The sequence below is a fragment of the Gammaproteobacteria bacterium genome (assembly GCA_041395445.1).
GTDB lineage: Bacteria > Pseudomonadota > Gammaproteobacteria > Xanthomonadales > Marinicellaceae > NORP309.
On record JAWLAO010000001.1, the window covers coordinates 265072 to 290561 of the forward strand.

Below are 25490 nucleotides of genomic sequence, written 5' to 3' on the forward strand. Positions count from 1 at the left end.
AAGTCGCCCTAAGCAAATTATTCAGCAAATGCTTCGATGATGCTTTTTATCAGCTTAATGGTAATAACCACATAAAAAGCACCGAACAGGAAAACACCGGCAACAGTCAGTCTGAGAATTTCTTCAGGAACCTGATTGAAAAATGGCAATGCCAGATAACCGGCAGTAAAAATACTAACCAGAAACATTAATGATTTCCAGTATTTACCAACCAGACCACCTGAGAATTGTTTGTTGAGTGAAACAACGAGATACATGCAATATGCCATGATGATGGCTGCCCCGATAAATATGTAATTCGCAATGTCCATGATAACCCCCCAATTTTTAGTGTTATTTGGTATATTAAAATGAATTGTAACAAATTGTAAACTCTTTTCTGGTTTTTTTACAGCCCTTTTTTTAATAATTTTGCCGGAGCTAAATCCGTTGAAATGATGAGACGATTTTTTGTCGATCGGTGGTCTTGCTCATATTCGGTAAACTGTTGATAAACATGCGACCATAAGCTTTAGTGATAATTCGTTTATCACAAATGACCAAAATCCCTTTGTCGGCCTCACTACGAATTAAACGCCCGATGCCTTGTTTCAATGTAATAATCGCTTTAGGAAGTTGATACTCAAAGAAAGAATTCTTGCCCTCTTCGGTGATTTTGTTGATTCTCGCCTGTAAAACAGGGTTGTCAGGATGAGCAAAAGGTAATTTATCAATAATCACACAAGATAAATTATCTCCGGCAACATCCACTCCTTCCCAAAAACTGGCAGCACCCAGCAAAACACCATTACCGGCATCAGCAAATTCAGCCAGCAACTTATGACGGCTTCCGCGACCTTGTACAAAAAGCGGTTTATCCAGTTTCTCATGAAAAAATTGTGCCGCATCATTAAGAGCCTTGTGGCTGGTAAAAAGGAAAAACACTCCTCCGGAGACTTGTTCAATAAGTGGTAATACATGTTCACATGTTTTTCGATTGTAATCGTAACTATTTGCATCCGGTAAATCTTTCGGAACATAAAGAATCGCGTTGCTTTGATAATCAAAAGGACTATCCAGCAAGATTTCTTCACTTTCAATCAAGCCGGTTTCCTGCTTGAAGTGGGAAAAGTTCTCATTCACTGCTAAAGTCGCTGAAGTCAAAATCCAGGCTGCCTGATTTTCATTGCGGAATTGTGTTAATGGATCTGAAATATCCAATGGAGTTTTGTGAATAATGAAATACTTTGGTTTCACTTCGTACCAATAGATATGATTCACGTCCAGTTTTCCCAAAATTTCTTCAAGCATCACCACCAGCGATTCACAGCGGATAAAACATGATTCCAGACCTTTGGATTGAGATGCCAATGCTTTCAGAATTTCACCCAAGTCCTTAAGACTTTGTTGAAGGAGTTGTAAATGCTCGGCATTGGATTTGCGACTGAGCATATTTTGCAAGGTATCTGTTTCCACCAAGTCGGAAAACTGCAAATGAATATCTCGCAAAGCCTGTTCCACAAATTCATGATTTTTTGACACCGTTGCGAAAGTTCCCGTCACTTCGTTGCATTCTTTCAGAATATCATTGAGCAAATCAACACACTGATAGGATGAAAACGACTGACTGAAAAATCGGGATGCAATTTCGGGAATTTGATGAGCTTCGTCCAATATCACGACTTCAGCATCAGGCAACAACTCCCCAAAGCCTTCTTGTTTCAACGCCATATCTGCAAACAACAAATGGTGATTCACCACCAAAACATCAGCTTCCATTGCTCTGCGTCGGGCTTTCATGACAAAACAATCGGTGTATTCGGGACATTCAGCACCAACGCAATTTTCAGCCGTTGAAGTCACATGCCGCCAAACCAAGTCATTTTCGGTCACCTCTTCTACTTCCGACTTGTCTCCGACGGTTGTTTGATGAGACCATTTTTCAATAATCTGCAACGGATAAGCATAATCCGGATTGTGCATAATGCGGGAATGATAAGCATTGTGCATTCGATGCAGACATAAATAGTTGGACCGACCTTTGAGCAACCGGGCTTTCGGTTTGAGTTCCATAATCTCTAAAACCTTAGGTAAATCCCTATAGAAAAGTTGTTCCTGAAGGTTTTTTGTCCCGGTTGAAATGATTGTTTTTTTCTTTTTAGATATGGACGGAACTAAGTAAGCAAAGGTTTTTCCGGTTCCGGTTCCTGCCTCAGCAATGAGTGTCCCACAAGCATCAATGGTGTCTGAAATCTTATCCGCCAGCTTGAGTTGAACATCCCGAACTTTAAATCCGTTCAGTTTTTTGGCGAAAACTCCGTTCTCACCGAGAATGTCATAAACACTCATACTAGAAAGTTTCCGGAGCGATGACTAAGCAATCTTCCTGCTTTTTAACAGCATCTTGGTAATTTCGAATATATCCCAACCTTTTTGCCGCCGCTGCCAAAATTCGATAGGATTTTTCACAGTGACTGCCTTTACTTGGTCCTTGTTCGGTGGATTTTTCTGCCCAAACATGAGCTTGTTTATAATCCTTTTTGTGCAAATAAATCTCAGCCAGTAATTGACTCACCTGTGGTGCTTGCTGAATTTCATTGGCTCTTTGTAGCATTTCAATGGCTTCTTCAAATTGATTGTTACCATAAAGTTCTTTAGCCTGATTATACAATTCGAGCACAGAACCGCTAAGTAATGGCATGGTTTCAATCACCGAATCCTGCTTATTCTGAGGATTAATTTCAGCATCAATTGTGGCATCACGCACATCGGCCGGTTTATGCTCCTCGAACATCTGACAGGATGATAAGCTCGTCAAAATAACAAGACTGAATGTAATTTTTTGAAGTTGATTCACGTTATTCAAGGATTGAAGTTACAACAATCGGTTATCATAAAAGCTGAGTTGGTTTTTGGCAAATGCAAATTCACATTAACGGCAAATCCAATTGTCTGCCATCATTTTCTTCGCTAAACTGAACTCCAAGACCAATCAGTCGCACCGGTCTTTTTTTTCGACACCAGGCTTTCTCAACCAGTTGTTTGAATATTTCTTTGTCGGGAGCATGTGCCAGCATTTGTGCTGTTGTGGTTTGAAAGTTATTGAATTTAAGTTTCACATAAAGCGATTTAATTGGTAAAGGTCTGTTATTTTGGCTTTTTTCCAGTCGTTTCATAAAACCGGTAAAGAGTGTTTCGACTTCATCAATACATTCTTTGAGTGTCTTCTTATCATGCAAAAAAGTGTCTTCAATGCTAAGAGACTTGCGAATGCTTTCTGAAATCACTTCGCGATGATCAATACCTCGTGCCAAATTATAAAGTTGATAACCAAACTTGCCAAACTGCTGATGCAATTGTTGCTGATTAAACTTTTGTAAATCGGTACAGGTTTGGATTCCGAGATTTTGCATTTTTTGATTGGTGACTTTTCCCACTCCAAATATCTTTTTTACCGGTAAATCGGCAACAAAACTTTCAACATTTTCAGGTGTGATGGCAAACTGTCCGTTGGGTTTATTCCAATCGCTGGCTACTTTAGCGAGAAATTTATTCGGAGCAATTCCCGCCGATGCAGTGAGTTGGTGTTTTTGCCAAATTTTCCGGCGAATTTCCGCTGCAATTAAGGTCGCACTACCCTTGCATTGCTTGCAATCACTGACATCGAGATAAGCCTCATCCAATGATAAGGGTTGAATCAAATCGGTATATTCATGGAAAATTTTATGAATTTCATTCGAAATTTGTCGATAAAGCGGGATATTGACACCGACAATAATCAATTGCGGACATTTCTTAATCGCCTGACCCATAGGCATGGCAGAATGGACACCAAAAGCACGGGCTTCGTAATTACAAGCTGCCACCACTCCACGACTTTCGGGGCGACCGCCAACGGCAACCGGTTTGCCTTTGAGTTGTGGATTTTCACGGGTTTCAACGGCTGCATAAAAGCAGTCCATATCAATGTGAATGATTTTACGGAGTGATGATTTGGTACTTTCCACCGGGTAAATCCCCTAAATTATAATCACCAATTTGAGTTCTGATAAGACGTAAAACCGGCAAACCAACATGAGCCATCATGCGCCGAACCTGTCGGTTTCGCCCTTCATTGATTACAATTTCTACCCAACTGGTTGGAATATTTTTCCTTTGCCGAATCGGTGGATTGCGTTTCCAAACAAATGCCGGTTGTTTCAGTTGCAACTGCACCGAAACTGCTTTGGCAATTCCATCCTTGAGTTCAACTCCTTTACGCAGTAAATCCAGCGATGGCTTACGTGCAACTCCTTCAACCTGAACCAGATAAACTTTATTGACTTTTTGTTTGGGATGAGCCAGTTGATGTTTGAGTTGACCGTCATCTGTCAGCAATAACAAACCCTCGCTGTCATAATCCAGCCTGCCAATGGCATACACATTAGGTAAGTCAATGAAATTGGCTAGTGTCTGTCGTTGATTTGGATCAGTAAACTGACTGAGAACTTGATAAGGTTTATTAAATGCGATGAGCACCTTATTTCAGAAAATGAGCAATGAGTTCGGACTGTGGCGATTGAAAATTAACATCCTGTAACAAGATATTTCTTTCACCTTGAGTGAGTTCTCTGAATTGTCCCGGACGTAAATTTTTGGGCAGAAAAACTCCGCCATAACGAACTCTTTTCAAACGATTGACTTTCAGTCCTTGTGATTCCCACAAGCGCCTGACTTCACGATTTTTCCCTTCCAGGAGCACTACATGAAACCATTGATTGCTCTCCCCGGCTCCGGCTTGTTGAATATCACTGAAAGCCGCTTTGCCATCTTCCAATTCCACACCGTTTTTCATGTTATCCAGCATGGTCTGGTCAACTTCGCCAAAAATCCGACAGGCATATTCACGATCCACCTGAGTGCTTGGATGCATCATATGATTGGCAAATTGTCCGTCTGTGGTAAACAACAACAAACCGGTAGTATTAATATCCAGTCGTCCGATATTGATCCAGCGTTGACCTTTGAGTTCTGGCAAATTGTCAAAAACGGTTGGGCGATCTTTTTCGTCCTTACGAGTTGTTACCTGTCCCAATGGTTTGTTATACATCAGAATCTTGAAATCCGGTTGTTGCATTTCAACTTTCCATTTTCGGTTCTTCCACAGAATCACATCCCCGGATTTGATGTGAAATCCCAACTCAATCAATTGGTTATTGACATAAACCTGAGACATGGAAATGGCTTTTTCCAGTTGTCGGCGAGAACCCAAACCACTTCGGGCCATGACTTTCTGGATGCGCTCGGAAACTTCTTCCGTTGCTGATGATTTGTTATTTTTTTTATTCAATTTTGTTGTCCTAAGTCAAGTTCAGGCATAAATGTGTCTATATCTTTGATTTCCGCTAAAGTCGGTAAATCCTGCAGGGATTTAAGATTAAAATAATCTAAAAACTCTTTGGTTGTTCCAAACATGGCCGGTTTTCCAGGTACATCACGATAACCTAAAACCCGAATCCATTCTCTGTCCATCAAAGTGCGGATGATGTTACTGCTAACCGCAACACCACGAACATCCTCAATTTCACCTCTGGTAATGGGTTGTCGGTATGCCACCAATGCCAGCGTTTCTAATAAAGCACGAGAGTATTTCTTCGGCTTTTCTTCCCAGAGTTTGGCAATCCATGGTTGTATGGATTGACGTGTTTGCAGACGAAATCCGCTCGCAACTTCAACGACTTCCAGTCCTCTGTCTTCGTAATCTTTTGTCAATTGCTCTAAAGCCTTGGCAACATCGTTGTGAGTCAATTCCTGTTCAACGAAAAGACTCTGCATTGTTTTCAAAGTCAGCGGCTCAGCTGATGCCATTAGTGCGGCTTCAATAATATTTTTAACTTGTTTGATTTCCATGCTTACTCCAAAGGCTTGATATAGATTTTTCCATAAGTTTCATTTTGAACCAAATCAAATACCTGTGTTTTTAATAATTCCAGAACCGCTAAAAATGTCACCACAACTCCATGTCGCCCTTCCGATGGCACAAATAAGGAATCAAAAGTCACCATTGACTTTCCTTTGAGAGCTGCTAATAAGGATATGACTTTATCCTTGACGCTTATACTTTCTCGTTCAATGGCATGAGACACTTTGAGGTCTGCTCGTGCTAAAACATCTTTAAAAGCCATAATTAAATCTCTCATGTCAACTTCCTGAGGAACGACATTGATTTGTTTGTTATCAAGATAAACACTGGCAACAACAAAATCACGATTTTCCTGAGGCATGTCTTCCAGATTCTGCGCAGCAGTTTTAAATCTTTCGTATTCCTGTAATCGTCTGACCAATTCCGCTCTGGGATCTTCTTCCTCATCATCTTCGGATATTGGTTTTGGCAACAGCATTTTCGATTTGATTTCAGCCAGCATCGCTGCCATCACCAGATATTCGGCAACCAATTCAAAGTCCATGTTCCTGATGAGGTTGATATATTCGATGTATTGATTGGTAATTTCGGCGATTGGAATGTCCAGAATGTTTAAATTCTGCCGGCGAATTAAATACAACAACAAATCCAAAGGACCTTCAAAGGCTTCCAGAATGACTTCCAGTGCATCCGGCGGAATGTACAAATCTGTCGGCATTTGTGTGAAAGGTTTCCCCTCAACAACCGCAAATGGCATTTCCGACTGAACTTGTGTTCTGGAGTTGTCAGACAAAATCAATCACTCCTTTTCCTTCGCGAATGACTTGCGGACCGTCATCGAGTAATTCAATCACAGTCGATGGTTCAGCCGGTGTGTAACCGGAGTCGATGATATACTCCAAAGCATGTCCAATGCGATCGTTGATTTCATCAGAATTTAGCTCATAATCATTGTTTTCCTGAATTTCCAACGAAGAACTCATGAATGGCTCTCCGATTTCTTCCACAAGAGCTTTCACCACTTCATGATCCGGTAGTCTCACACCAATAGACTTGCGGTTTTGATGTTGAAGTTTTTTCGGAACTCGACGAGTTGCCGGCAAGATAAAAGTATAAGCTCCGGGAGTGTGAGACTTGATAATTCCAAAAGCAATATTATCCAAAATTGCGAAGTCACTAATTTGGGAAATATTGCCGCAAATCACACTAAAAAAATGTTGTTTATCTATGTTTCTAATCTTTGCGACCGTTTTCGGTGCCTGCACATTATCCATCGCCCAACCGAGTGCATAACCCGAGTCTGTGGGATAGACAACAATTCCACCTTTTTGGATGGCTTCCGCCGCTTGTTTAATCAAACGTGGTTGCGGATTGTCAGGATGAACATAGAGAATTCTTGCCATTATTAAACCTTTACGAAGCGATTCTCATCACGATTTTTGGCAACTTCCTTTGGATTCCATACCTTTCCGTTCATAATCACCCACGCGCCTTCAGCTACAGTTTGCACTGCTGCTATGGCGCATCCGATATTAAAAATCGCATCCGAATTTTGAAACTTTGCAGGAGCTAAAGCTCCGGTTAATACAATTTTTTTTCCTTTTAAATCAGAAAGATAATTTGCCGTCTCAACCATGGTATCTGTTCCGTGAGTAATAAGAAAATGCTCTTCTTCTGATTTTTCAATCACTTTTTTTATCAATTCACGATCATCATCAGTCATGTAAAGACTGTCTTTTTTCATTAACGATAATACCTCAAAATCAAACGCCACATTGAAAGAGTGCAATAACTCTCCAATGACCGGTTGTCCGATTTTGTATTCGCTAGCATCATCAAAATATAATTTATCGATTGTTCCGCCAGTCGTGATAATCTTCAATTGTTTCATTGAATCAATTTGTTAAAAATGAAAAAAACCTATTTTATACACAAATGCATCAAAACCCAATTCATATTTCATTAGATATGTTGCATAATACTGTTTGAGTATCAATAACCGTCAAATATGACAAAGTCATTCTATTTCATTGCAATTATAGTTTTCGCCTTTTGGAATTCGCAATTTGCTAATGCACAAACTATAGAAACCAAAGAATCAGAAATTACTGAAGTTTCAGAAATCACTGAACAACCGGTAATTTCACAGTTTGAACATCTCATTGATGCGGACACGATTGTTTACCAACTTCGCAAAAAATATGGCATTCAAGGCTCTATTCATCTCACTCAAGCTGTTTGGAATATTCTGAGTTCTTTTAATAATCAGGAACAAGCCCAAAGCATCTGGCAGAAAGCAATAGAAAATATCACTGAACAGGACTTTGTAAATCCAACAATTAATTTTCAATTCGAATATGGCAAAATTCTCAGTCAATATACACATGGAATGAATATTCAAACCTGGAATAACATGCGATCAGATTTTGATATTTCAGCGAAAAATTTGTTGGAGTTCCTCAATAGTGCTGATGATTTTGATGTTTATTTACAGCTTCCTAAAATTTGGCAAATCATTTTATCTGAAATCATCAAGCACGAAGAAATCAACTGGACAGAGGTCTTTGCAGAGACCTTTAATCTTTTTGACGAGTCAAAACCCAAAACAGATGATGAAAATACTGAAGGTAAAGTGGATTTAACCGAGCCACACAACAACACTTTGTCAGAATTATTAAAGTGGTACGAAAAAGAAGACAAACTCTCTGAATTGCCTGAATTACTTCAATCCGAAGGACTGGTTGCTGCAAATGACAAGAGCCTGTTTCAAAGTTTTTTACGCTTTTCATTAAACCAATCCTCTAATAATCTCATTGCCTCGGTTTTCAGTTGGCAGGAATTATCTTTTAACCTATACCGGGACAAAGATTTCTTTGCTGTTACTGATTTGAAAGATTTGCAAAGTTTTATTGAAATAAACAGTGCTTGGTTTACTGAAAAATCGGATGAATTGGCAAATGTAAATTCAGCTTTGTCTGAAATCATTTCGCAAAGTATTGATGAGTTAAAAACAGGATTTATCATCCCTGAAGCCAGTGAAGAATTGATTTTTAATCCGCAATTTAATAGTAAAATCCGTGGAATTTATCAACTGGTAGAACCTGGCTTTGATAGATATATGAATCTGCCATTTCGCCAAAAAATCATGCAAGAACTGGAAGTTTGTTTGAATATCAGTCGCGAACATGAGCCAAATCCACAGCAACCGATCTCCGAAAATCAATTCACCGGTTGTTTGTCGGACTTCGCCCGTGCCGCATTGGAAGAGGCTCAAAGCAGAGAATTAGCCGGCTCATTAACCAAAATAGATACCAAAGAAGCTATTGACCGAGCCCTGAATTTGCCCTACTGGCAAATTATTAACATCCTTTATGCAAACGAAGCCCAAAACGAATGTCTGGATGGTGAGCAAGAACTACCTAACCCGTTAGAATGGTCATTCGCTGCCGAATCTATTCTTTGGTTTGCTGATCGTTGGCCTGGACTTTTACATGCATATCCAGCAGTTAAACAAAAAATTAATGCTGTTATCAATCAAGGTGAGCGTCTGAATAAAAAACTGAGTTGTATCAACAATAACTATCAAGATCTTCTCAGTCGTCATTTCGAGAAAATTCAACAGTCATGGAAAAATAGCAAAGCCGAAATCAAGTTAGTTGCTAACGAATTTAACCAGCAAAATCTCAAAGAAGAAAGTGATGTGGACTTATTGAACGGTTTGCAGCAACAAAGTAACTACAAAGTCAAAGATGCACAAATTCAAGCCTGTCAGGCACAAACATCCTGTGGGGTCCGTATCGCTTTAGAGCCAACCCGAGCATTATTTGGATTGTTTCCCAATCATTTGTTGATTGCTGACCAATTAAAATTGGGTGAACTTAAACTCTGTTACGATAATGTCGGCTGGGAAAACCGCCGCGCGGCACCAACACATTTGGATAATGATAATGTGGCGAATTATTATGGGCATTTCAGCTTCAGTCTTAAAGGATTTTACAATGACGAAATCATCTTTGAGAAGAAACTCACCAGTGATGAAGAAAATCTTTACTTGTTTGGTTCCAGCGATGAATCTGTCTTGCAGCAATACTGTCCACTTGCCATTGTGGGAACAAATATCAACACATCTCTCAAAAGAGGCACATTTGGTCTGGTTCCGAACCGTTTGACTTTTTTGACGGCATCACGAGCCGACACATCCAAAATCTTAACATCAAACTGGCAAATTGGAAAAGAATGGAGAGATAAGTTTATAGGCTCAGAAGCCATTGCCGGTGTTGAAGTTATCAGCGTGAATCATTTGGAGGAACTAAGCCAAGATGTGCAACTGGCATTTCAAGGCAAATCCAAAGAGTTGGAAAAACTCATCTATCAAACATTATTAAATCAGATTTCTCAACCAACCGAGACTCAGAAAAAACTCACTCAAGGTTTGGCTGACTACGATCGCTCTATTAAATTATTCGCTGCGATGCTCTATTTTCTGCAACCGGAAGAATATTTATTAAGCGACAATATTCAATCGCTACTCTTTGGTAAAACACAAATTGCAAAAGTTGATGAAATAGCAAGACACTATCAGAATGAGCAAAGCATCACCGAATTTTTGGAGTTTATGGATGCCAATCTTAAAATAAATGAAAATAAATGGAATAATTTCCAAACTCTCGGGTCAAATGCAAGTCTGCAACAAACTTTGCTGCGTTTAAAATCTATCAAGTAAACACCAACAAAAAAACAACTATGAGAAAATTTAATTTCATCGCTATTGCTTGTCTATTTATCTACAGCCAAATTTCACTCGCGCTCAATCAAGATGATTTACTGGATGCAGATGATGCCTTTTCAGGGAAAATCACCAAAGTCACTATGGAAGATATTACTCTTCACTTTGATATAGCAGATAAATATTATCTTTACAAACATGCTTTCAAATTTCCAAATAGCGATGCATCTGTCGAGTTTGGCGAGGCTCAGATTCCTGATGGAGAAAAGAAACAGGACGAATTCTTTGGCGAGGTTGAAACTTATCACCACTCGATTGATATAATTATTCCTTATCAAAACCCACAGGTCAAACGCGAAACAACATTCAAGTTTCGTTATCAAGGCTGTGCGGAAGCCGGAGTCTGTTATCCGCCTGAGACCAAAACAGTCAATTTAACTTTACCGGTTCCACAAGCGGCAGAGCTTCACGGCAATGACCCTTTCTCTGCTAAAACTGACAGTTCTCTCGGTTTGGGAAATGAGTCAAACTGGGGAGGACAGATGGACGAAGTGTTGCCTGAAACCGAAGCATTCAAATTTGAAACCATTGCTCTGGATGAAGATACTTTATCGGCACGTTTCACTCTCAGCCCGAATGTTTATTTGTACAAGGATAAATTCAAACTGCTATCGCTAACAGACGGAATTTCCGTTGGTGATATTAAATTTCCGCCCGCAATTGTTAAAAATGACCCGCATTTCGGAGACGTTGAGGTTTACTTCGATTTGGTAGAAATTGAAGTCCAAATCAACCGAAATAACTCAGCAGAAAAATTGCAACTCCAAGCCGATTTCCAAGGTTGCGTGGATGAAGGAATTTGTTATCCTCCGGCAACGAGAACCATTGAAGTCCATTTACCTGCAAAAACACTTTCAAATCAAACGGATACCAGTTCTTCATCAGAACAAACTCTTTCAGAGCAGGATCAAATCACCGCAGACATTGAAAAGAATTCTTGGTTCATGACTATCATTAAATTTTTCGGGTTTGGATTGCTATTAGCCTTAACACCTTGTGTTTTCCCAATGATTCCAATTCTTTCAGGGTTGATTATGGGTCAAGGTGAAATCACTCGTTCCAGAGCCTTTATGCTTTCCCTTGTGTATGTTGTCGCTATGGCATTGGCATACACCGCAGCCGGTGTGATTGCAGGATTATTGGGAGCAAATCTTCAGGCTGCTTTACAAAAACCATGGATAATCATTTCTTTCAGTATGGTATTTGTGGCTTTGGCAATGTCAATGTTTGGTTATTACGATTTGCAACTACCGGCTTCTTGGCAAAATAAACTTTCCGGAATCAGTAACAAGCAAAAATCAGGTACTTACATTGGCGTCGGAATCATGGGCTTCCTCTCTGCAATCATTGTCGGACCTTGCGTAGCACCGCCTTTAGCCGGAGCGGTTTTGTATATTTCCAATACCGGTGATCCGGTTGTCGGTGGTTTTGCATTATTTGCCATGTCTATAGGAATGGGCGTTCCATTATTACTCATCGGTGCTTCCGCAGGCAAATGGATGCCACGTTCGGGTGGCTGGATGAATGTCGTCAAAGCCTTTTTCGGCATTGCCTTGTTAGCAATGGCGATTTGGTTCTTATCACGAATCATTCCTGGACGAGTCACTTTAGCCTTATTCGGAACTTTAGCACTATTATCTTCTGTTTTCTGGTTTAAATATGCCGTCAAAAACGGAGCCCAAGGCAAAACACTCGCATTGTTTTTTATCTTTAAACTTGCATTACTGGCTATTGGTGTAGTAGAAATTATCGGAGCCATCAAAGGGCACACCAATTTTATGCATCCGTTGACCAAGTTTGAATTCACGTTCACTAAAGTCAAATCCTATGACGATTTACAAAAAGCCATCAGTGAATCTGAAAAAACGGTTCTGCTGGATTTTTACGCTGATTGGTGCGTGGAATGCATCAAAATGGAATCAGCAACTTATTCTAAAGAACCGGTACAAACAGAACTGGAAAGATTTTTAGTTCTCAAAGCTGATGTCACAGATCAGGATGAAATCGACAAGGATTTAATGAAACGATTCAATATTATCGGACCTCCGGCGACACTGTTCTTTACCAATGGTAAATTGCAAAAAAGTTCCAGTTTCTTTGGCTTCAAAGGACCTGTTGAGTTTGTAGAACACTTACAAAATGTGAAATAACTTTCTATTAACCTTGAATACAAAGCCCGTAAGAATAGTCTCGGGCTTTGTAAAGACAAAATTATTGAATACACGTCTTACTTTTCTTGTTGAAATTGTATTCGACTCTTCTTCACATATTCTTGGCTTTGTGAATTCTTTTTGAAAAAGCATATAGATAAACCTAAAGTTTCTCGCTAAATCTGGAAAACAATAATATAACTGACTTATAATGACTAACTATGGCTATCAATTTCACACACTTTGGCGTATTGTTGATTTGCGGAATTAGAAATGATTAAATCTCCTGAAAAAAGACGCAAAACTTTCTGGCGACTATATTTTCTTATACTGTTCGCCTCAGTTCTAATATTGCTTCTCGCTACCTACTTCACTTGGAGGACCTTAGTTTCTGAGACCAAAACTGAACTTCAGTTCACAAATCGCATGGTTCAGTCATCGATGAATTCAATTCTTAAAATTGATGAAGCTCTACTCAAAGCAACTGGTGAACGTTTAATAGATGTTGGACTTTTCAACAATAAACAAAAAGCTATAGAAATTTTAGACACGTTACTTTCAAATAATCCGGCTTTCGCAGGGGTCGGATTAGCATCACTGGAAGGCGATGTTCTGATAGCCAGCTCAAATATGGATGCATCCAATATTCCAAACCTAAAATCGACTCCTGAAACATCCAAATCATTTCAGAAAGTTTTACAATCGAATAATCTGGTCATGGGCAGAACATATTATCTTGATGAACTTAAACAATGGGTTGCACCTATCCGATATCGAATATCAGATAAAAATCACAATGCCATAGCGATACTGGCAGGTGGAATCAAACTGACTGGTGGAAACAGCCCATGGGGAAGCCTATCTAACCAAAGTGATATAGAACTATCAATTGTCAGATCAGATAATTATTTTCAATACTACTTTCCCGAAACAGTTCTTCCAAATCAAGATATTTATTCCAAACCAATAAATGAAAAGTATTTATTAAATTTTGATAAAAATATGACAAAGCATACTGGATATGCCCGAAAAGATTTGCAATCCAACCCTAATTTAATTGTTAGCTTAATATACCCCCGCTACCCTCAAGGGTACTCAATAGCAGCAATAAGTTATGAGGGTACTTATGATCTTTTTATTCTCACAAAGAAAAACATAAGCAACCTTTACTCTAAGCTCCTGCCTCCAATCGGCTGGGTAGCTCTAATTCTGACCATTTTCAACCTGGTTTTGTATAAATTATTTAAGTATCACGAAAAAATACAATTGCAATCAGAAAAAAACTTAGCTTATTTAGCTGAGCACGACCAGCTCACAGGTTTACCCAATACCAGACATTTAATCAAAGTTTTTAATAATGTCATAAAAAATAAGTTTGATAAAGCCTGTGTAATGTTCATCGATCTTGATGATTTCAAGGAAATTAATGATTTGCATAGTCATGATATAGGAGATATGGTTATAAAATTAGTTTCTAAGAAAATTAATGCGTTTTATTCCAATAGCTTATGTATTCGTCAGGGTGGTGATGAATTTATCGTTATTTCAACAGATACCAAACAATGTATTCAAAAATGCGAAGAACTCTTACAACTAATTAAACAGCCTTTGCAAATTGATGAGTTAGAATTCTCTATCAGAGCTAGCGTTGGAATTTCAAACTACCCAAAAGATGGGAAAAATATGAACAACCTGTTAAGGAAGGCCGACATTGCAATGTATGAGGCTAAAAAGAACAGAACCGGTTATTTCGTATATGATGAAAGCTTAAATAAAAATAAAGATAAACAAGCATTAATCAGTAAAGAATTAAACCATGCACTGGAAAAAAATGAAATGCACATGGTTTATCAACCTCAAATAGATATAAAGAACAATAATATTATTGGCGTTGAAGCACTTATCAGATGGGAAAATGAAAAACTCGGTGATGTCAAACCTGATGAATTCATTCCGATTGCTGAATCAACCGGTTCAATTTACGATATTGGAGATTTTGTCATCAATCAGGTTCTTTCTGATTTCAATACACACTTTCACCAATTTATTGAAAGTTATTCCAAACAAAATGCAAAAAAGTTCAAAGTTTCACTCAATGTGTGTACAAATCAATTGGTTAGCAAAAGCCATATTAAGGGCATGATTTCTTTAATCAAGGAAAAGCTTCATGATGATATCAGGTTAGTTTTAGAAATTACTGAGTCAATCAATTTGGATAAAGTTGATAATATTGTCGAAAATCTCAATATAATAAAAGATTCCGGGTTGTCTGTTTCTTTAGATGATTTTGGCACCGGTTTTTCATCATTATCCCATATAATCAAGCTTCCAATTGATGAAATCAAAATAGATAAAAGTTTCGTTCAGGCAATAGTTCATGACAAACAAAGTGAAATTTTAGTCAAAAGTATCATTAATTTAAGCAGAAGTTTGGATGTAGATATCATCTCAGAAGGAGTAGAAACATCTCAACAACTCGAACATATGAAAAAACTAAATTGTCAGTATTATCAAGGTTTTTATTTTTCTAAACCAGTTGATAAAATGCAATTGCTATCTTATTTAAGTCAATTATAAATAATCAAATAACTCATTATATATTATGCTCAATTTCACATTTCAAAACCCAACAAAAATTCACTTTGGCGAAGGTCAAATCGAAAAAATTACCAACGAAATTCCAAAAGATTCTAAGGTTCTGATAGTCTATGGCGGTGGTTCTATCAAGAAAAACGGTGTTTATCAACAGGTTTCTGATGCCTTGGAGAACCATTCATGGCAGGAATTTTCAGGAATTGAACCCAATCCGCAATATGACACGGCAATGAAAGCTGTCGATATCATTCAACAAAATCAGATTGATTATATTCTGGCAGTTGGCGGTGGCTCGGTGGTTGATGCCGTAAAATTCATAGCCGCAGCTGCCAAATATCAGGGAGATGATCCTTGGGATATTCTCAGTAAAGGAGCAAAAGTCAAAGATGCGGTTCCGTTTGGTGTGGTGTTGACATTACCCGCAACCGGCTCAGAAAGCAATTCTGGCAGTGTCATGTCTCGCGGTGAAGATAAGTTGTTTTTTGGTTCTCCGTTAACGTTTCCCAAATTTGCTGTTCTTGATCCTTCAACCACTTTGACATTATCTAATAGACAAATTAGTAATGGTGTTGTCGATGCCTTTGTTCATACTGTTGAACAATACATCACTTATCCGGTCAACGCCAAAATACAAGACCGTTTTGCTGAGGGAATTTTACACACCCTTATTGAGGAAGGTCCAAAAGCTCTAAATGAAGAAACTAAAAATGATTTAGAAGTTCGTGGAAACATCATGTGGTCGGCAACAATGGCACTCAACAATTTGATTGGTTCAGGCGTTCCGCAGGACTGGGCGACACATATGATTGGGCATGAACTGACTGCTATACATCACATTGACCATGCCAGAACTTTATCAATCGTTCTGCCTGCAACATTAAAAATCTGCTGTGAAGCCAAACGGGAAAAGCTGATTCAGTACGGACAACGAATCTGGAATTTGAATGGTACTGACGCAGAAATTATGGATGAAGCGATTGCCAAAACCGAAGAGTTTTTCCGAACTATGCAAGTTCCGGTTCGGTTATCAGATGTAGGTTTAGATGAAACGACCATTGAACCGGTATTACAAAAGCTCCAACAACATGGTTTTACCGCTTTGGGAGAACATGGTACTGTTGATTTAAAAGTTGTTAGAGAAATTCTGAATACGGCACTGTAATGTAATAGACCCTGAAACAAGTTCAGGGCAACAAATTCAATACCTCTTCAAAGCCAAAAAGAGTAGTCATGCTGAATTTATTTCAGCATCTTCAAACCGATACCCTTCACCATGAACTGTTTTGATGATTGTTGGGTTTTGAGAATCCACTTCAATGCGTTTACGAAGCTGAAAAATATGTTGATCAATCGCTCGTGAATTGAACAAATAGTCATGTCCCCAGGCAACATCAGAGATTTGATCACGGCTGATCACTTTTCCCTTATTCTGAAAAAGCAATTGCAGAATTTTTATGTCTTTTGTTGAAAGCTCAATTGGTTGCTTATCACGATATGCACGATTGGCAGCCGGTGAAATTTTCAAATCGACCATAATGAAATCATCATTGTCACATGCTCTGGTGGATTGACGACGCATAATGGCATTGATGCGAGCCATCATTTCCCTAGCTCCGAATGGTTTGGAAATAAAATCATCGGCTCCCAGTTCCAAACCAACGACTTTATCAATTTCATCATTTTTGGCACTTAGAAATATGATAGGAATGCTTTTGTCTTTCTGTCTGATTCGGCGACAAAGTTCATAACCATCCATCACCGGCATCATAATATCAACAATCAATAAGTCATAAGCATTCTGCGAATAACTTTCCAGACCTTGTTGCCCGTCGTGCGCCGCATTCGCATCATGCCCTTCCAGTTGCATTAGCTGAACCAAACCGGATGCAATATTTATATCATCTTCAACTATTAAAATTTTATACATCTTTCAACTCCTTGATTGTTAATTGAAAACAAGCTCCTTTTTTGGAAGACGAAACCAGTTGCAAATCTCCACCATGAAGTCTGGCTAAATCACGAGCCAATCCCAAACCCAAACCGGAACCACTGGCAGTTGTCAATTTATTATGAATTCGATAAAAGGGTTGAAAAATCTTCTCTGCCAATCTGGATGAAATTCCCTGACCCTGATCGCAAACAATAATAGAAATTTTATTATTTAAATCTTTTGCATTGATTGTCACAACTTCAGATTCAGCAGCATATTTTTCAATATTGGATAATAAATTTCCGATAATTTGTTTGCAAATATCAACATCAACATTAACCTCTTTCTGAATTAAATTTTGCAAATCAATTTGAATATTCAACCTTTGAAAAGTGGGTTGAAAAGGTTCTATCGCCTGCTGAAGAAACTCGCCGAAATCAATGATCGTTGAATTTAACTGCAAGTTATTTTTTTCAAGTGAATTAAAGTTCAATACATTATTAATCAAACGAGTCAAACGCTCACTTTCTTGCTGAATAATGTTCAATGAACTACCGGAATTATTCGGAATATTTTGTTTTTCCAAAGTTCTTTCCAATAATTCCCCATGCAAGCGGATATTGGTCAGCGGTGTTTTTAATTCATGCGAAACCTGATTGATAAAGCTCAGCCTTTGCATCGCTTCTTGCTGCTCACGGCGTTTGATACGATAGAGAAAATAACTCAGCAGAAAAAGTAAAATCACCACAGCAGCTATGATAATTTGGAACAGATATTTTGACCAAAGCGTCAGTCCGGGAATTTTTGAATAAAACTGCACACTCCAGCCATTCAAAGGTGAGTTCAGTCCGCTTTGTAGTTGCATTTCGGCTGTTTCAGAAAACTTGTCATCTCCCCATTGGTAAAAGCTTCGTCCTTGATTATCCAGAATTCTTACAAAAGACAAATCATCAAATGCCGGTTGCTGGGATAAGAAATAAATAAATTCGGACATAAACATAGAGTTATTTAATTCCAGAAAATATTTTTTGTTCTTCGAGTTTATCCAGTAAATATAATTTTCTTTTTGTTGGTCATGCCAACTGAACCATCCCTGAGTTAACAAGTTTTCCTTTGTGGTCTTTTCATCTGCCTGTGCAATATTAGACAGCCAATGATGAGCATTTCGCTGCCGTGTAACGGATGCGGACTTCGGATAAACCAGAGCATCGTTTTCATCAATCACTAAAATTCCATGTAGCAAAGGATTATGTTGAATCTCTTCATCCAACTGTTCAAAACTATAGCCTGAAATTGGCGAAAACCGCTGATGATAGTTCTCAATAGTGTTATCAATATTTTTTTTGAACAAATCCAGAGATTGTTGCAAACGATTGATTTGAGTGATGCGAAGCTGTTGATCCTGCTGGCTAATCAGGACAGAGCCTAACCAGCCAACAGCACCAACTGTCAGAGTGAATAATATCAGTAATAGCAAATTACTTTTATTATTCATACTGTTAACTATTTATCCTCTTTTTTGACTTTTTGTGTGTCAATATTATGTTGTTTCTCACGAGCCATTTTTCTGTATTTATTCCAGTCAGATTCATCCAAGCTATCTAATAATGACTCCTCCTGCTTTAATTGCTCCTGCAATTTTTGCGGAGAAGAAGACTGCGACATTTGTCTCGATAGATTAGAAATATTTTCTGCTTGCAGTTCTTTAGCTTCTTTCAGCAAACCTTTATCACGCAATTGTACAACTTTTTTGGAAAGCTCGTTGGCTTCATACGAACTGACATTGTCATAAATTCCGGTGTTTTTGCTTTTCTCTACAACATCTTTGCGATCGGTGTAAGTCACAGCCACGTCATTTCGGTGCGATAATTTTTGTTGAGATGCCGAATCGTTGTAAGAAATTTCAACATCAGCAACCGATAATTGATTACCACTCACTCCTTCAGGAATCATCAGCTCAACTGTCAAATATCTTTGCTGATTTCCGTAAATTTGGCTAAATCTTGTGGTGACAGTTTGACCGGATACGTTTTCGTCACGACCCAGAATTCTTAATGGTTTCACACCATCTTTGCAGATAATGTTGATGTCGATATCTTGTGCCACGACTGAAAAAATATCTCCGAGTTCGGAATCAAAAACTTTAGCCAGTTTATCGGCATCTTCCACAAAATAGTGATTACCATCGCTATGACCGGCAAGTTGAGTCATTAAATCTTCGTTGTATCCCAAACCCAAGCCAATGGTTGAAACACTGATTCCTTGTTTGATGAGAGCTCTGCCCAGTTCTGCCAGTTCATGAGGTTTACTGGGACCAATATTTGCCATACCATCCGATAAAAGAATTACACGATTGACTTTATTTCTGTCGAGAAATTTTTTGACTTCATAGCTGCCCTGAGTCACTCCGGCAAATAATGCGGTGGAACCACCGGTATTGATGGAACGTACAATATTCAAAAGTTGTGCCGGATTTTGCATGGTCGCCGCCGGCCACAAAACCTGAGCTTCATCATCATAAACAATCAATGATGCCACATCATCTTTATTCAGTCTTGAAATCGCCATTTCTAAAGCCTGTTTTGCCTGCATCAGCTTAATTCCTGACATGGAACCGGACCGATCCAAGTACAAAAGCAATGTTGGTTTGTGGACGTTTCACCTCATTAAACCATTAGGCAATCCGGTGATATTGATATTGAGATAAGCCTTTTGCGGAGCTCCTGCCAGAACTTTTAAATCCGACAATGCCACATCAAACTCCAAAGATTTAGGGCTCGCAAAAGAGTTTCCGGCAACAAGCAGAACTAATAAAGTGAGTACGATTTTGGTAAGTGTTTTCATTTTTTTCACCACAAGTTAATAAGTGCTGCCAGAATACATCTTTAATTTAAGCAAGTGGTTATGAGCTTGCAAGAGTTTTGTTAGAATTTTGTTAGGTCCTGTAAAACCATTGATAAAGAACCTATTGTTTTCTGATGAAACCAGACTATTATTCAGTCTCTAGAGAATTAATCTCTCCCTGACAATGATTGAATTTTTTCATCAGAGAGAGATTTGAGGGAGAAGATTATTAACCTTTTTGTTTTAGAAACAGTTTTTGCACCAGAACATAAAACATCGGAACAAAAAGTATCGCAATGACCGTTGATGCAATCATACCGCCCATAACAGCGATACCAATAGCATTCTGACTGGCCGCACCAGCGCCATCTGATATTGCCAGAGGGGTAACACCAAGAATAAATGCGAGTGACGTCATGATAATAGGACGAAAACGCTGTTTGGCTGCTTTCGCTACAGCTTCAAACAGATTCATACCTTGATCTTTTAACTCCTTGGCAAATTCCACAATCAATATGGCATTCTTAGATGCCAGACCAACGGTTGTTAACAATGCCACCTGAAAGTAAACATCATTTGCCATTCCGAAAAACTTACTGGCAATCACAGCCCCTAATACCCCCAAAGGAACCGTAAGGATAACTGCAAAAGGAACAGCCCAGCTTTCATAGAGAGCTGCTAGCGACAAGAAAACAATCAGGACTGAAAGTGCGTATAACATTGGTGCCTGAGAACCGCTTTGTTTTTCTTCATAGGATAAACCAGTCCATGCCAATTCTATACCTTCAGGCAGTTGATCAACAATCTTTTGTATTTCATCCATTGCTTCACCGGTACTGACACCCGGAGCTGCACCACCTTGAATATTCATAGAGGACTCACCATTAAACCGTTCCAGTTTTGGTGAACCATAAACCCACTCGGTGGTAGCAAAACGATTAAACGGAATCATTTCTCCTTGTGCATTGGCTACATACCATAAAGATAAATCTTCAGGATTCATCCTAAATGGGGAATCTGCTTGAATGTACACTTTTTTAATTTTACCTTTATCCAGAAAGTCATTTACGTAGCGTGAGCCCCATGCAATTTGCAAAGTATTATTGATATCGGTTAAGGATAGCCCCATTGCGGCTGCCTTTTCATTATCAATATTGATTTTAAACTGGGGGACATCGTTCAATCCGTTAGGGCGCACGCCTTGCAGTTTGGGATTTTGTGCGGCAGCTCCCAGCAATTGATTTCTGGCATTCATCAGGGTTTGATGACCCAAACCGGCACGATCCACCAATTGAAAATCAAAGCCTGATGCATTCCCCAGCTCCTGAATTGATGGGGGATAAAATGCAAAAGCGCTTGCATCTTTTATTTGAGTGAATGCTCCGTAAGCCTGACCGGCAATTGAAAACACACTTTGATCGTCCCTGGTGCGTTTAGACCAATCAACCATACGCACAAATCCCATAGCAGCATTTTGGGCCGCACCACTGAAACTGAACCCGACAACCGTAAACATATGATTGACATTTTCCTGCTGGGCTCCGAGCATATAGTCTTCAACTTGCTTGACTGACTCCAGAGTCCGTTCTGCGGTTGCACCGGATGGAGCGTTCACCATAACAAACATGGTTCCCTGATCTTCATTTGGCAGGAATGACTTTGGTAAGCTGATAAACAGGTAGCCCATGATTGCCAGGAGCAAACCATACAACAGGATAAACCGCATCACTCTTCTGGACATATAGGAAGCCGTGCTCTCATAACCGGATCTCAAAGCGTTGAAATTGCGATTAAACCAGCCAAAGAAACCAGTGGTTTTACGCTGGTGGGCTTCTTGTTCCTGTTTCAGGAAGGTGGCACAAAGAGAGGGAGACAAAACCAGAGCAACAAGAACAGACAACCCCATTGCAGAGACAATCGTTATAGAAAACTGGCGATAAATAGAACCTGCCGAGCCGGAAAAGAACGCCATTGGAATAAACACTGCCGATAACACAACCGCTATACCAACCAATGCTCCGGTAATTTGGTCCATTGATTTCTTTGTGGCTTCCTTGGGAGAAAGGCCTTCTTCACTCATAACCCTCTCCACATTTTCAACCACAACAATAGCATCATCTACTAGCAATCCAATTGCCAGCACCATGGCAAACATGGTCAAAACATTAACCGAATACCCAAACGCGGACAATATTGCGAAAGTTCCCAGCAATACAACAGGAACCGCAATTGTCGGTATCAATGTTGCTCTCAGGTTTTGCAGGAAAAGCAACATGACCAGGAAAACAAGGACAATGGCTTCAACCAGCGTCTGAATTACCGAATTGATTGATAGTTCAATAAATGGAGTGCTGTCATAAGGATAAATCACTCTGACATTTTCAGGGAGAAACTCAGACAATTCAGCCACTTTTGCTTTAACTGCATCTGCGGTGTCCAGAGCATTCGCACCCGTTGCCAGAGATAAAGCCATACCAGTAGCCGGCATCCTTTTATATCGGGCAATCGTACCATAGGATTCTGAACCCAATTCAACCCGCGCCACATCACTCAAACGAACCTGACCCCCATCAGAGTTGACTCTCAGAATAATGTTTTTAAAATCCTGTACACTCTGCAACCTTGACTGCGCTGTTACCGTCGCATTGATTTGTTGCCCTGAAACAGCAGGCAAAGCCCCCAATTGTCCGGCCGAAATATCAGTATTTTGTTGTCTGATAGCATTTTGAACATCTACCGGCGTCATTCCGTAACTAAACAATTTTGAAGGGTCCAGCCAGATCCGCATCGCATGTTGGGAACCAAAAATACGGACACTTCCTATACCATTGATCCGGGATAAAGGATCACGAAAATTGGATGCCAGAATATCCCCAAGATCACCCTGACTTAAAGTTCCATCCTCTGCATACAATGCCACCACCATCAAAAATGTATCGTTTGATTTGGTCACAGTCACACCCTGAGCCTGGACTTCTTGTGGTAACAAACTCAATGCACCCTGTACTTTGTTTTGGGTTTGTACTTGTGCAATATCAGGATCGACACCCGGTTCAAATGTGATATTAATAGTCATGGAGCCATCCTGGCTGCTTGAGTTGTAATACCTTAACTGATCAATCCCTGTTAATCTTTGCTCAATGACCTGAGTCACAGCATTCTCGACTGTTTCCGCCGAAGCTCCGGGATAGAAGGCACTGATTGCAACTGTCGGAGGTGCAATTTTAGGATATTGCTCTACCGGCAGTGTTCTAATCGCAAGCACACCTGCAAGCATAATGATAATTGCAATCACCCATGCAAAGACCGGGCGCTCAATAAAAAATCTAGCCATGATTTATCCTCCGGTATGAGACGATGACGACTGATTTTGCCAGGGAGATGTTTCAACCGTCGCACCCGGAGCGAGACGTTGGTATCCTTCAATCACAATTTCTTCTCCATCCTGCAGTCCATCAATAACCACCCATTGGTTACCTTCTGCCCGGTTAACAGTCAAAACACGCGGATTGACCTGTTTGTTTTGGTCCACGACCCAAACACTCAAATTGCCGTCAGCGGTTCTAGTTGTTGCCCGTTGCGGCACTAACAGTCCGGATCTTTCACCGAGTAAAATCTCCGCATTGACAAATAAGCCAGGTAAAAGTGTACTGTCATCATTATTCATCAATGCTCTTAAACCGACCGAGCCTGTGCTTTCATTGACATTCACATCTGAAAATTCAAGAACTCCTGATGGTGGCTGATTCCTGTTTAATCCGGTCAGCTCCACTTTTATCTCTGCTCCCGTATTGATTTGTTGCTGAACCCATAATGCCTGTTGACCAGAAACCTGCATATCCACATATATGGGATTCAACTGAGTGATGACAGCCAGAGCTTGTGACTGACTGGCCGTTACCAATGCACCGACAGTCAGATTGGATTTGCCAATTCGACCTGATATTGGTGCATAGACATGGGTATAATCGACATTAATTTGCTCTAAATCAACTGCTGCCTCTGCTACTGAAATAGCCGCTTTTGCCTGATCCAGTTCAGCAATAACATCATCCAGATCCTGTTGACTGACTGCATTTTTGGCAACCAAAGATTTAATTCTGTTGTATCTTGATTTTGTTGCTTTGAAATTTGCTTCCGCGCTCAACAAGTTCGCTTCCGCACTTTTCAGATTGGCAGTATACTGAGCATCATCCAGCTGATACAACTGCTGGCCTTTTTCGACATAGGCACCTTCTTTAAACAAACGCTCCTTAATAATGCCTGTCACCTGAGGCCTGACCTGTGATTGCTTAAAAGCTGAGGTTCTTCCCGGTAAAGTCATGGTAAGCATAATCGGTTCTGTCCTCATGACTGCTGTAGAGACTTTGAGTACCGGTTTCCCGCCTGCATAAGCTTGTTGAGAACCTGCGTCCTGACTGTTGTTTTTATAATAAAAGAAACCAGCAACAGCTATAACCGCAACAACGATGGCAGAAATTGTTTTTTTATTCATAATATTATTTATTTTTGAAAATTGAGTTACTAAATGAAACAAAACTCAATACAGAAGACGGAGTAAATCCCCGCCCGTAAAGTTTTAAGCTTTGCATCGTTATTTTATAAAAACAGATTATACATACACGGATGTATGTTGTCAAGCAAAGATTCATTTGATACAATGCCCGGTATGCGTAAAACCAAAGAACAAGCTCAAAAGACAAAAGAAACCATTCTCATGGCGGCACTGGACTGTTTTTCAAAGAAAGGGTATTTCAATACTTCACTTGATGACATTGCCAGATCAGCGTCAGTCACCCGGGGAGCCGTTTACTGGCATTTTAAAAATAAACCGGAAATATTCGACGCTTTGCATGATTCATTGCATCAGCCTTTTATCCAGATGATTACACAGGATTTGGAAAAATCAGATGACCACCCGCTCAAACAACTGGAGCATCTGGTGATTTTTATGCTGAAAAATTTAGAGTCTAACAAGACCACAAAAAGAACTTTGAGACTATTTTACCAATGTGATTATTCCGGTGATTTATTGCAGTTTAAACAAAAACATCAGGACAAAAAAATAAAAAGCCTAGAGTTGCTATCTTCCTATTTTGAAAGGGCACAAAAAAAAGGGCAACTTACCAAAGAAGCCAACCCTGAAATCCTGACACTCACCTTACATTGCTTTTTACGGGGAATCCTGTATGAATACCTGATAGGTTCTGATTTAATCAGCATGGAAAACCATGCTCACTTGCTGGTCACCCAATTATTTAAAGGCCTTAACACCAGTCAATCCCTGACTAACAAAAAATAAAC

At 39.5% G+C, this 25490-nt stretch carries 21 protein-coding genes; 5 read left to right on the forward strand and 16 right to left on the reverse strand.

The annotated features are described in order from the left end of the window. Positions 1-17: 17 nt before the first annotated feature. From R3F25_01210 to R3F25_01255, 10 genes are all read right to left on the reverse strand, one after another. A complete protein-coding gene (locus tag R3F25_01210) occupies positions 18-311 on the reverse strand; it encodes a hypothetical protein (protein ID MEZ5495444.1) in 294 nt (97 codons plus the stop codon). Positions 312-420: 109 nt separating this feature from the next. Further along, entirely contained in the window at positions 421-2328 is a 1908-nt protein-coding gene (locus tag R3F25_01215) for an ATP-dependent DNA helicase (protein ID MEZ5495445.1), read from the reverse strand. A 1-nt stretch (position 2329) separates the two neighbouring features. Next, positions 2330-2797: a hypothetical protein gene (locus tag R3F25_01220; protein ID MEZ5495446.1), complete on the reverse strand. Its 468-nt coding sequence runs from the start codon at positions 2795-2797 to the stop codon at positions 2330-2332. A 109-nt stretch (positions 2798-2906) separates the two neighbouring features. Continuing rightward, positions 2907-3941 (reverse strand): DNA polymerase IV, encoded by a 1035-nt coding sequence (gene dinB, locus R3F25_01225; protein MEZ5495447.1) that lies wholly within the window; start codon positions 3939-3941, stop codon positions 2907-2909. Positions 3942-3957: 16 nt separating this feature from the next. After that, complete coding sequence (locus tag R3F25_01230) at positions 3958-4497, reverse strand: pseudouridine synthase (GenBank protein ID MEZ5495448.1); 540 nt, start codon at positions 4495-4497, stop codon at positions 3958-3960. Position 4498: 1 nt separating this feature from the next. Then, positions 4499-5308: a pseudouridine synthase gene (locus tag R3F25_01235; GenBank protein MEZ5495449.1), complete on the reverse strand. Its 810-nt coding sequence runs from the start codon at positions 5306-5308 to the stop codon at positions 4499-4501. Next, on the reverse strand, positions 5305-5868 hold the full coding sequence (gene scpB / locus R3F25_01240) for an SMC-Scp complex subunit ScpB (protein MEZ5495450.1): 564 nt from the start codon (positions 5866-5868) through the stop codon (positions 5305-5307). The genes R3F25_01235 and scpB overlap by 4 nt, the downstream gene beginning before the upstream one ends. A 2-nt stretch (positions 5869-5870) precedes the next feature. After that, complete coding sequence (locus tag R3F25_01245; GenBank protein MEZ5495451.1) at positions 5871-6674, reverse strand: segregation/condensation protein A; 804 nt, start codon at positions 6672-6674, stop codon at positions 5871-5873. Beyond that, the gene (locus R3F25_01250) at positions 6667-7284 is read right to left on the reverse strand and encodes an L-threonylcarbamoyladenylate synthase (GenBank protein ID MEZ5495452.1); all 618 of its coding nucleotides are present in this window, start codon (positions 7282-7284) and stop codon (positions 6667-6669) included. The genes R3F25_01245 and R3F25_01250 overlap by 8 nt, the downstream gene beginning before the upstream one ends. Before the next feature lie 2 nt (positions 7285-7286). Continuing rightward, on the reverse strand, positions 7287-7772 hold the full coding sequence (locus R3F25_01255; protein MEZ5495453.1) for an asparaginase domain-containing protein: 486 nt from the start codon (positions 7770-7772) through the stop codon (positions 7287-7289). A 117-nt stretch (positions 7773-7889) separates the two neighbouring features. Between R3F25_01255 and R3F25_01260 the strand changes: the two genes are divergently transcribed. From R3F25_01260 to R3F25_01275, 4 genes are all read left to right on the forward strand, one after another. Then, complete coding sequence (locus tag R3F25_01260) at positions 7890-10604, forward strand: hypothetical protein (GenBank protein MEZ5495454.1); 2715 nt, start codon at positions 7890-7892, stop codon at positions 10602-10604. 20 nt (positions 10605-10624) lie between these two features. After that, positions 10625-12817, forward strand: a complete 2193-nt coding sequence (dsbD, locus tag R3F25_01265; GenBank protein ID MEZ5495455.1) for a protein-disulfide reductase DsbD — start codon at positions 10625-10627, stop codon at positions 12815-12817. Between the two features lie 441 nt (positions 12818-13258). After that, positions 13259-15394, forward strand: coding sequence for an EAL domain-containing protein (locus R3F25_01270; GenBank protein MEZ5495456.1), 2136 nt, complete (start codon positions 13259-13261; stop codon positions 15392-15394). 25 nt (positions 15395-15419) lie between these two features. Continuing rightward, positions 15420-16574 (forward strand): iron-containing alcohol dehydrogenase, encoded by a 1155-nt coding sequence (locus R3F25_01275; protein ID MEZ5495457.1) that lies wholly within the window; start codon positions 15420-15422, stop codon positions 16572-16574. 66 nt (positions 16575-16640) lie between these two features. Here the strand turns inward: R3F25_01275 and R3F25_01280 are convergent, their stop codons facing one another. From R3F25_01280 to R3F25_01305, 6 genes are all read right to left on the reverse strand, one after another. Beyond that, positions 16641-17339 carry a response regulator transcription factor gene (locus R3F25_01280; protein ID MEZ5495458.1) on the reverse strand — a complete coding sequence of 233 codons (699 nt, stop codon included), beginning with the start codon at positions 17337-17339 and terminating at the stop codon, positions 16641-16643. Further along, on the reverse strand, positions 17332-18837 hold the full coding sequence (locus R3F25_01285) for a HAMP domain-containing sensor histidine kinase (protein ID MEZ5495459.1): 1506 nt from the start codon (positions 18835-18837) through the stop codon (positions 17332-17334). The genes R3F25_01280 and R3F25_01285 overlap by 8 nt, the downstream gene beginning before the upstream one ends. An 8-nt stretch (positions 18838-18845) precedes the next feature. Further along, entirely contained in the window at positions 18846-19982 is a 1137-nt protein-coding gene (locus tag R3F25_01290; protein ID MEZ5495460.1) for a VWA domain-containing protein, read from the reverse strand. Between the two features lie 18 nt (positions 19983-20000). Beyond that, positions 20001-20186 (reverse strand): hypothetical protein, encoded by a 186-nt coding sequence (locus R3F25_01295; GenBank protein MEZ5495461.1) that lies wholly within the window; start codon positions 20184-20186, stop codon positions 20001-20003. A gap of 229 nt (positions 20187-20415) precedes the next feature. After that, positions 20416-23520, reverse strand: coding sequence for an efflux RND transporter permease subunit (locus R3F25_01300; protein ID MEZ5495462.1), 3105 nt, complete (start codon positions 23518-23520; stop codon positions 20416-20418). Between the two features lie 3 nt (positions 23521-23523). Next, on the reverse strand, positions 23524-24681 hold the full coding sequence (locus tag R3F25_01305) for an efflux RND transporter periplasmic adaptor subunit (GenBank protein MEZ5495463.1): 1158 nt from the start codon (positions 24679-24681) through the stop codon (positions 23524-23526). 135 nt (positions 24682-24816) lie between these two features. On the opposite strand from R3F25_01305, the gene R3F25_01310 reads away from it, so the two are divergent. After that, positions 24817-25488 carry a TetR family transcriptional regulator gene (locus R3F25_01310; protein ID MEZ5495464.1) on the forward strand — a complete coding sequence of 224 codons (672 nt, stop codon included), beginning with the start codon at positions 24817-24819 and terminating at the stop codon, positions 25486-25488. Positions 25489-25490: the final 2 nt, after the last annotated feature.

Excerpts from the sequence above, each read along its gene's own strand:
- R3F25_01210 (MEZ5495444.1), bottom strand. The coding sequence starts at position 311 with ATGGACATTGCGAATTACATATTTATCGGGGCAGCCATCATCATGGCA.
- R3F25_01215 (MEZ5495445.1), bottom strand. The coding sequence starts at position 2,328 with ATGAGTGTTTATGACATTCTCGGTGAGAACGGAGTTTTCGCCAAAAAA.
- dinB (MEZ5495447.1), bottom strand. The coding sequence starts at position 3,941 with ATGGACTGCTTTTATGCAGCCGTTGAAACCCGTGAAAATCCACAACTC.
- scpB (MEZ5495450.1), bottom strand. The coding sequence starts at position 5,868 with ATGGAAATCAAACAAGTTAAAAATATTATTGAAGCCGCACTAATGGCA.
- R3F25_01250 (MEZ5495452.1), bottom strand. The coding sequence starts at position 7,284 with ATGGCAAGAATTCTCTATGTTCATCCTGACAATCCGCAACCACGTTTG.
- R3F25_01255 (MEZ5495453.1), bottom strand. The coding sequence starts at position 7,772 with ATGAAACAATTGAAGATTATCACGACTGGCGGAACAATCGATAAATTA.
- R3F25_01260 (MEZ5495454.1), top strand. The coding sequence starts at position 7,890 with ATGACAAAGTCATTCTATTTCATTGCAATTATAGTTTTCGCCTTTTGG.
- dsbD (MEZ5495455.1), top strand. The coding sequence starts at position 10,625 with ATGAGAAAATTTAATTTCATCGCTATTGCTTGTCTATTTATCTACAGC.
- R3F25_01270 (MEZ5495456.1), top strand. The coding sequence starts at position 13,259 with ATGAATTCAATTCTTAAAATTGATGAAGCTCTACTCAAAGCAACTGGT.
- R3F25_01275 (MEZ5495457.1), top strand. The coding sequence starts at position 15,420 with ATGCTCAATTTCACATTTCAAAACCCAACAAAAATTCACTTTGGCGAA.
- R3F25_01280 (MEZ5495458.1), bottom strand. The coding sequence starts at position 17,339 with ATGTATAAAATTTTAATAGTTGAAGATGATATAAATATTGCATCCGGT.
- R3F25_01285 (MEZ5495459.1), bottom strand. The coding sequence starts at position 18,837 with ATGAATAATAAAAGTAATTTGCTATTACTGATATTATTCACTCTGACA.
- R3F25_01295 (MEZ5495461.1), bottom strand. The coding sequence starts at position 20,186 with ATGAAAACACTTACCAAAATCGTACTCACTTTATTAGTTCTGCTTGTT.
- R3F25_01300 (MEZ5495462.1), bottom strand. The coding sequence starts at position 23,520 with ATGGCTAGATTTTTTATTGAGCGCCCGGTCTTTGCATGGGTGATTGCA.
- R3F25_01305 (MEZ5495463.1), bottom strand. The coding sequence starts at position 24,681 with ATGAATAAAAAAACAATTTCTGCCATCGTTGTTGCGGTTATAGCTGTT.
- R3F25_01310 (MEZ5495464.1), top strand. The coding sequence starts at position 24,817 with ATGTTGTCAAGCAAAGATTCATTTGATACAATGCCCGGTATGCGTAAA.